We start from the raw sequence: 8,672 nt of genomic DNA on the forward strand, positions 1-8,672 counted from the left end.
CTGATAGACGATGGCATCTACGCCTTCAGAGGTATTACCCTGGATGGCTTGAAAGGCTTCTTCCGCCAAAGCTATATTGCACCGACAGTAACGGCTGCGGCGCCACCACCACCACCGGCAGATACGAACAGTGCTTCGCTCCACCTGCTGCTGAAAAAACTGCAGATCCATAACAGCAGCTTCGTGTACTCCGATGAGGGCAGTGGCATTTCTACCGCCTGGAACATCGCGGCATTGCAACTTCGCAATAGCAGCATAGATCAGGATTCTACCCGCGTACAGGTGGGCGACCTGACCATCAGTAGCACCACCGGATTTGTAATGATGCTGCCCGGAAAAGACTCCATCCCCGCGGCGCCAAAAGACACGACACCAAATACCTGGCAGGTTTTCGCCACACAGGTTAATCTGGATAAACTGGCCCTCAAATATGATAACGGCGGACCCGCTCCTAAAGCCGCGGGCCCGGATCCTGATTATAACCACCTGATGCTGACCCAATTCTCCAGTAAAATCAATAATATCAGGTACAAGCCCGACAGCATTATTGTAGCTATAAAATCATTAACCGCACAGGATAAATCCGGCTTCGCCATCCGCAAAGCCAATATGGATGTACTGTTTACCCCACATACCCTGGCATTACGCAACTTCCTGCTGCAAACAAATAAAAGTATTCTCCGCAAACAGATCATTGTAACCGTTCCTTCATGGGCCGGCATTTCCGATAAACTGGATCAGCTGGGACTGGATGCCAACCTCGACTCTGTGCATATAACACTGGGAGAATGGCTGCCCTTCGTTCCCGATGCACGCAAAAACAAATCATTTGCACCACTCTGGAAAAAGGAATTAACGCTCGCGGCTATATTAAAAGGCACACTCGGCGAGCTAAACATCAAACAATTATATATCAATGACCATGAAGGCAACCTGATTAAAGCCGATAATGGTCAGGTATTACACGCCACCAATCCGGACCTGCTCAGCGCCAATCTGCCAAACCTTTATATTCAATCCGGCAACAAACCGCTGCGCTCCTGGCTACCCGCCGGAACCTTGCCTGATACCCCCCGCATACCAGAGCATATGCTCATTACCGGTATGTTCAAAGGAGGCATAAAAGATCTGACCACACAGCTGCAGCTCAAAAGCGATTACGCCAATGCCAACATCAATGCGCACCTGGTAAATATAACAGACAGTATCCGCAGCAGCTATACAGTAAGCGTTCCTTATTTCCGCGCCAACCCAGGTATCATGCTTTATGATACCACTTATGGGTGGATGTCAGGAAATTTAACGGCTACCGGTCAGGGATATACGATTAATAAAATGGTGGCTAAAGCAGCCATCCAATTAAACGAGGCTACCTATAACGCCTATACGTACAACGATGTAAATGTAAATGCCGATATCAACAATGGCGCCTTTCAGGCACAGGGAGAAAGCGCCGACAGCAGTATTACCGCTACGTTTGACATTAGCGGTCAGCTGATTGATACCACCATACAGGACCTTAAAGTAAACATGGACCTGGCTAAAGCCGACCTGTACGCCACACACTGGTACACTGAACCGCTCACCATACAAGGCAAGCTGATCGCCGATTTCAACAGCATTGAACCGCAACGTATCGAAGGAAATGCCTTTTTAACGAATTGGCAAATTGCGACCAACGGACAGGTATTTCCCCTGGATAGCATTGCGCTCCTCGCCAAATACGAGGATCAGCAATACATTACATTAAAAAGTCCATTTGGCTTAATCAATGCCTACGGACATATAGATTACACCAAAATAGGCAGCGCCTTTTCCGGCGTTATCAACAAACCATTGCTGCCAACAGATTCTGCTAACATCATAAAAATTCCGGCAGGTCAACTCCTCGCATGGAATGCCTCGCTGATATGGCCTAAAAGCCTGCAGCCCATGCTACCAACCCTGCGCATGGAAGTGCCGCTGGTAATGAATGGTCGTTTAAACAGCGACAGCAGCCTGCTCGTACTGCACGCCAATCTACCGAAGGTCAACTATGATTCTATTCAGGTAGATAGCCTCCGGTTGTATGCACACATCCTGGATACCGCCATGCAAACCAACGTTTCGCTGGCCCATATGGCACATCCTACGTTTCCGCTATACCACACTTTTCTTATTGCCAACGCTAATACCGGGGTAGTAGATTTTAATCTGCAGCTGGATGATCTGCAAAGAAAACCCAAATATAAACTGGGCGGCATATTCACTTTCCTGAAAGAAAATGCCATGCAGCTATCGCTGAAACCAGGCCTGCTGCTCAACAAACAAACCTGGACAGTAGCAGACAATAATATCCTGCGCATCAAAAACGGCGCGCCAGATACCGCTAATATCAAACTGTCTCAGGGAGAACAATCCATACAAATAGCCACACTGCGTGATACTGGTGCTGTACCCGCATTACAGGCCCAAATTGCCAATTTCCAGCTGTCTACCATCACAGGACTGCTGGCCACAGATACCTTACTCGCCAATGGCATACTGAATGCAGAAGCCTCCGTACACAACTGGGATAAATCTCCCCTGATCCATGCTACCCTGAAAGTAGACAGCCTAACGGTAAAGAATACACGCATGGGGACACTGGATGCCAATGTGGAAAATAATGGCCCTGGTCAATACAAGCTCACTGCAGGGTTGAGTGGCAACGACAACGATATTAAAGTAGAAGGTACTTACGACAGTACCATCAACGCGCAATTGAACATTAATAAACTGAGCATGGCTTCCATGGAACCATTTACCATGGGCAACGTCACTAAAATGTCCGGTAGCGCCAACGGTCAGTTCAATATCGCGGGCACCCCATCTGCACCGAAAGTAACTGGAAGCCTGCATTTCGACAATGCCACCGGAATGGTGACCATGATCGGCAGCACTTTCCACTTGCCGGATGAAGATATTGTGATAGACGAGAGAGGAATACTGCTCAACAACCTCGTGGTAGCTGATAGCGCCAATAATGAACTCGTGGTAGATGGCCGTATCAACACAAAAGATTTCACCCGTTACAATTTCAATCTTGAAGTTAATGCTGATAACTTCATGGCACTCGGCCGCCAGCAAAACCCCGATCAGTGGATTTACGGCCCGGCGTACATAGATAGCAAAGTAAAAATCCGTGGCTCGCTGGATCTTCCCAGGATTGATGCTACCATAAAACTCCGCGATAAATCCAGCGTTACCATGACCTTGCCGCAGGATGAACCCGGACTGGCCAATAGGGAAGGAGTGGTGGAATTTATAGACCCGTCACAACCGATAGACTCTGCCTTGCTGGCCAGACAAGACAGTTTAAAATACCGGACCACCCGGCTAAAAGGAATGTACCTTTCCGGCACGCTGGATATTACGCCGGAATCAACAATCAAAATCATCATCGATTCGCAGAACGGTGATTTTGTACAGGCAAAAGGTACAGCCAGCATCAATGCCACCCTGGATCCGAGCAGCAAGTTAAGTCTTACAGGCCGGTATGAAATAGCTGAAGGTAAGTACGAAATGTCGCTGAATCAACTGATCAAACGTTCTTTTGATATTGAAAAAGGCAGCTTTATTTCCTTTAATGGAGATGCTAACAGCGCAGACCTGGACATCACCGCCAAATACACGGTAAATGCACCCGCCTACGACCTGGTGGCCGATCAGCTGCAAAGCATGAGTGCAGAACAACGCAACATGTATAAACAGCGCATGCCTTTTCAGGTGTTTCTGATGATCAAAGGCAGCCTGCTAAAACCGGATATCAGCTTCCGCCTGGACTTAGCGGAAAAAGACAGGAATACACTGAGCGGTACACCTTACAATCGCCTGAAGCAAATTAACCAGGTGCCTTCCGAACTGAATAAACAGGTGATGGGACTCCTCGTGTTGAATTCCTTCATTCCAGATGATCCCATGAGTACCCTCGACGGTGGCTCCGGTGGCGGAGTAGGACAAGCGGCTAAAAACAGTGTGAGCAAGATCCTGTCTCAACAACTCAATAGTTTAGCCGGCAACCTGATAAAAGGCGTAGACCTCAATTTTGATTTACAAAATCAGGAAGATTATTCTACCGGCAGCGCCCAGGAAACAACCAATTTGAAAGTAGGCGCTTCCAAACAACTGTTCAACGATCGTTTAAGCGTTTCCGTTGGTTCAAATATTATGTTGCAGGGCAACCAACAAAATGCCAGCTCGCTGATTGGTGATATCTCTGTGCAATACAAACTTACACGTGATGGCCGCTACAGAATCCGGGTATACCAAAACAATGACAACACCACCGTTATTGACGGACAAGTAGTAGAAACCGGTGTTGCGTTTGCATTGGTGATGGATTACGATGAGTTCAGGGAAATCTTACACCGCTCGAAATCTGACGCTCCAAAGCAGAAGACTTCCAAAAAGAAAAAAACTAAAAAGGACGATAAAAATACGACAACGCCCGATGCGAAAAGCAAATAGCCATATCACCATCTTCTTCTGTATACTGTTTTGCCTGGGATACCTGGTGATCAGCTCCTGTAGCACCACACGTACAGTCCCGGAAGGTGATCGCCTATATACCGGCAGCGATGTAAAGTGGATAACAGATACGGTGACGAAGAAAAAACCACGTGATTACAGCACGCTCGTGGATGGAATGACAAAAAGAATTCGTCCTGGCAGGAACCGGAGATTTTTGGGCATGCCTATCAAGCTGTGGCTCTACAACTTAGGCAACGAGCCTAAAGGAAAAGGTCTTAACTATTTACTCCGTAAAAAATGGGGCGAGCCACCCGTATTACTCAGTCAGGCTAAACCAGATTATACCTCAAAAGTACTGGAAGGCTACCTGGTTGATAATGGCTATTTCCAATCGGATGTTGTTTCTGCTGTTAAAAATTCCGGTAAGAAAAAAGCTTCCATAATTTATACCGCTACGCCTAATCACCGGTATACCATCAAAACCGTTGCTTACATTACTGATACCAGCGCCATTGGCCGAAGTATGAAAGAGACCCGGCTGGAAAGCTCGCTGATAGTGGGAGCACCGTATTCTCTTGATTCTATCAAGGCAGAACGGGAACGCATACACGCTATGTTAAAAGAACAAGGCTACTATTATTTTACACCGGATTATTTACTGGTGCAGGCAGACAGTACCCAAATGGGTGAAGTAAATCTGTTTGTAAAAATAAAAGATAATACACCCTTGGCGGCATTGCGGCCATATCGGATGCATGATATTACCTTGTTTCCTGATTACTCCCTGGACAATGACTCCGGCTCTACCCAGGGCACTCCCGTAAGATATAAAGGACTATACATCGTTGATTCTGCAAAACGTTTCAAATCTACAGCATTTGATCGTTCTGTATTTTTACGGCCCGATAGCTTATATCGCCTCAGCTCCCATAATATTACGCTGCAACGATTGATTAATCTCGGAGTATTCAAGTTTGTAAAAGGACAGTTTTCACCAGTAAGAGATACTTCAATACATAATATTCTGGGGGGTGATCCTAACCTGCCAGGCAGAAGAAATAATGCTGGCAGAACGGATACTTCCGGCCGCGGTAACAGAAGAGACCCCACCTACTCCCGTGATACTGCCCTGGCCAGTAACTACAGGGCTATGGTGAATAACCGGATCTCCCTGGATAGTGGATGGCTGGATGCAAAATTTTACTTAACACCCTATAAGCGCCGGTCGCTGCAAACAGAGCTTCGGGGTACTTCCAAGTCCAATGGATTTATTGGATCTGAAATTAGGGTAACAGCTAAAAACCGCAACTGGCTGCGTTCTGCCGCATTACTGGAAATTGGGTTACGTGGCGGGCTGGAATGGCAAACCGGCAACAAGAGTGCAGGAGGATCTAATTCTTATGGGTTTGGTGCAGATGCTGCTGTGACCTTTCCACGATTTATAACGCCTTTCAGAGGGTTGAATATACGCACGCCGTATGTACCCAAAACGCGGATTAGCGCCAGTTACGAATTATACAGCAGAGCAGCGCTGTATAACCTTAACGCATATACGCTGCAATTAGAATATCTGTGGCAAAGAACACAATACCTGAGTCATATTTTTGCGCCCATTGCCATTACATATGTACTTCCTACTAAAACCACGCCGGCCTACGACAGCATACTGGTCAATGATCCAAGCCAGCGTGCTTCCATTGAAAAGCAATTTATCCTGGGAGGTAATTATACCATCACATTTAATAATCAACGTCCCAATCGGGTCCATACTTTTTACCTAAGCGGTAACCTGGACATTTCCGGTAATCTGGCCGGATTATTAATACCCAAAAACGATACTGGTCAAAGAACCATACTGGGTAACTCCTTTGCGCAATATGAGCGGCTTACTTTAGAAGGTCGCCATTACTGGAGCATCGGTAGGGGCAAGCAATGGATTAACCGGCTGTTACTGGGATATGGTTTGCCTTACGGCAATTCCACGACCCTGCCATTTGTAAAACAATTCTTCACCGGTGGTAGCAGTAGCATCAGGGCTTTCAGGGCGCGTACGCTGGGTCCCGGATCTTACTATAACAAAGCGCAGGATACCGCAGTACTACTGGCCAACGAGGCTGGGGATATCAAATTGGAGTTCAACTCGGAACTACGTATACACGTGGCCAGCGTATTTAATGTAGCTGCTTTCATAGACGCTGGTAATATCTGGCTGCAAAAAGATGTCCCGGACAAACCCGGAAGTAAATTTGAATTCAGTTCCTTCTACAAGCAAATAGCAGTGGGTGGGGGTGTAGGCTTACGTATAGATGCCTCTATTGTGGTGGTGCGCCTCGATCTGGCCATGCCGTTCCGCGTTCCTTATTTGCCGGAAAATGAGCGATGGGTATTGAATAAAATTAATTTCGGTGACCCGGATTGGCGCAAAAAGAATTTAATCCTCAACATCGCCATCGGATATCCGTTTTAAAGTAATAAAAATTGATGGGGAGATGATACCATGCTGCTCGTCTCCCCATCAACGTTTTTCAGAGCACATCTTTCAGGTGCTTATAGTTTGATTTTACGGCATCAAATACATCCTCATATCTTCCTCCCAATATCAGTTTCCCCATCCACAGCGCAAATCCCTTCATTTGGGCAAATTCCACTTTAGGTGGCATGGCCAATGATTCGGGATTAGTAAACACATTCACCAATACTGGCCCCGCTGTTTTATTGGCTTGTGCCAGCACCGTTTCTACGTCTTCCGGCTTGTGAATGGTAAAGGCTGTAAATCCCATGGCTACCGCCACTGCAGCAAAATCAGGATTCACCATGTTCGTTTGCCAATCCGGTAATCCGGCTACCTCCATTTCGAGTTTTACCATGCCTAGCGCGCGGTTATTAAACACAATTACTTTTACAGGAAGATGATACTGTTTAATAGTCATCAGATCTCCAAGCAGCATAGTCAATCCCCCGTCTCCGCATAAGGCAAATACTTCCCGGCCCGGTTGTGCCAAAGCCGCACCTATGGCCTGAGGCATGGCATTAGCCATAGAGCCGTGGTTGAATGACCCTAACAAGGTTCGTTTCCCGGTACCTTCCAGGTAACGTGCAGTCCATACGTTCGTCATGCCGGTATCCACCGTAAATATGGCATCATCGGCAGCCACCTTATTCAGCGTAGCCGCTACAAATTCGGGGCTGATAGCATCTTCTTTTCCCTGATCGTCTACATAAGTCTGCATTTTTTTCTGCACCTCCTGATAAAACTCCACCATAGCATCGAGGAAACTACGATCCGTATTTTCTTTCAGTAAGGGCAGCAATGCCTTCAACGTATCGCTGATATCGCCACAAAGCCCCATTTCCAACACGGCCCTGCGCCCGAGCCGCTCCGGCTGAATATCTATCTGCACTATTTTAGCCTTTTCCGGGATAAAGGGCGTGTAAGGGAAGTCTGTCCCCAGTAACAACAATACATCCGCTTCATGCATACTTTTATAGGCCGACGCCAGCCCTAACAGGCCCGTCATCCCAACTTCGTTGGGGTTATCGTACTGAATACCCATTTTAGCGCGAAATGAATAGGCTACCGGTGCCTTTAACAGACTGGAGAGGGCTACTACCTCATCATGCGCAGGAACGGCGCCCAGTCCGCAATAAATGGCTATTTTCCCGGCACCGTCCAATAAGTCCGCCAACTCCTGTAATTCCTGAGCAGAAGGGCAAATAACCGGACGGGGATGATACAACCTGGTAGCGGTAGGTATATCCTTTGCATCAGCGGCCGCCACATCTCCCGGTAAACCAAACACGGCCACCCCATGTTTATGCACTGCATGTTGCAAGGCCGCCTGCATCATACGGGGCGCCTGCTCTGCAGTAGTGGCCACCTGGTTATAACAACTGCAGTCCGCAAATAATTTGATGGTATTCGTTTCCTGGAAATAATCGCTTCCAAATTCATTGGTGGCGCAGGTCGATGCTATGGCCAGCACAGAAGCGCCGGAACGATGTGCATCGTATAACCCATTGATCAGATGTACATGCCCGGGCCCACTACTACCTGCACAACAAGCGAGTCCGTTTAATTGTGCTTCCGCCCCGGCTGCATAAGCACCCACCTCTTCATGTCTTACATGTATCCACTGTATCCTGCCATCACGGCGCACGGCATCATTTATATGATTTAAACT

Annotated in this window: 3 protein-coding genes; 2 read left to right on the forward strand and 1 reads right to left on the reverse strand. The window is 47.4% G+C overall.

Annotated elements, in window-relative coordinates; translation table 11 throughout:
* Positions 1 to 4,488: translocation/assembly module TamB domain-containing protein (locus VIP81_RS03575; RefSeq protein ID WP_331957105.1), on the forward strand; the 4,488-nt coding region annotated here is incomplete at its 5' end.
* Positions 4,472 to 6,958: a BamA/TamA family outer membrane protein gene (locus tag VIP81_RS03580; RefSeq protein ID WP_331957106.1), complete on the forward strand. Its 2,487-nt coding sequence runs from the start codon at positions 4,472 to 4,474 to the stop codon at positions 6,956 to 6,958. The genes VIP81_RS03575 and VIP81_RS03580, both read left to right, overlap by 17 nt.
* 58 nt (positions 6,959 to 7,016) lie before the next feature.
* Here VIP81_RS03580 and VIP81_RS03585 read toward each other — a convergent pair.
* Positions 7,017 to 8,672: thiamine pyrophosphate-dependent enzyme (locus VIP81_RS03585; RefSeq protein WP_331957107.1), on the reverse strand; the 1,656-nt coding region annotated here is incomplete at its 5' end.

This window comes from Chitinophaga sp., from assembly GCF_036566945.1.
Classification (GTDB): Bacteria; Bacteroidota; Bacteroidia; order Chitinophagales; family Chitinophagaceae; genus Chitinophaga.

What these genes read in the sequence shown, in the direction of transcription:
- VIP81_RS03580 (WP_331957106.1), top strand. Translation starts at nt 4,472, where the DNA reads ATGCGAAAAGCAAATAGCCATATCACCATCTTCTTCTGTATACTGTTT.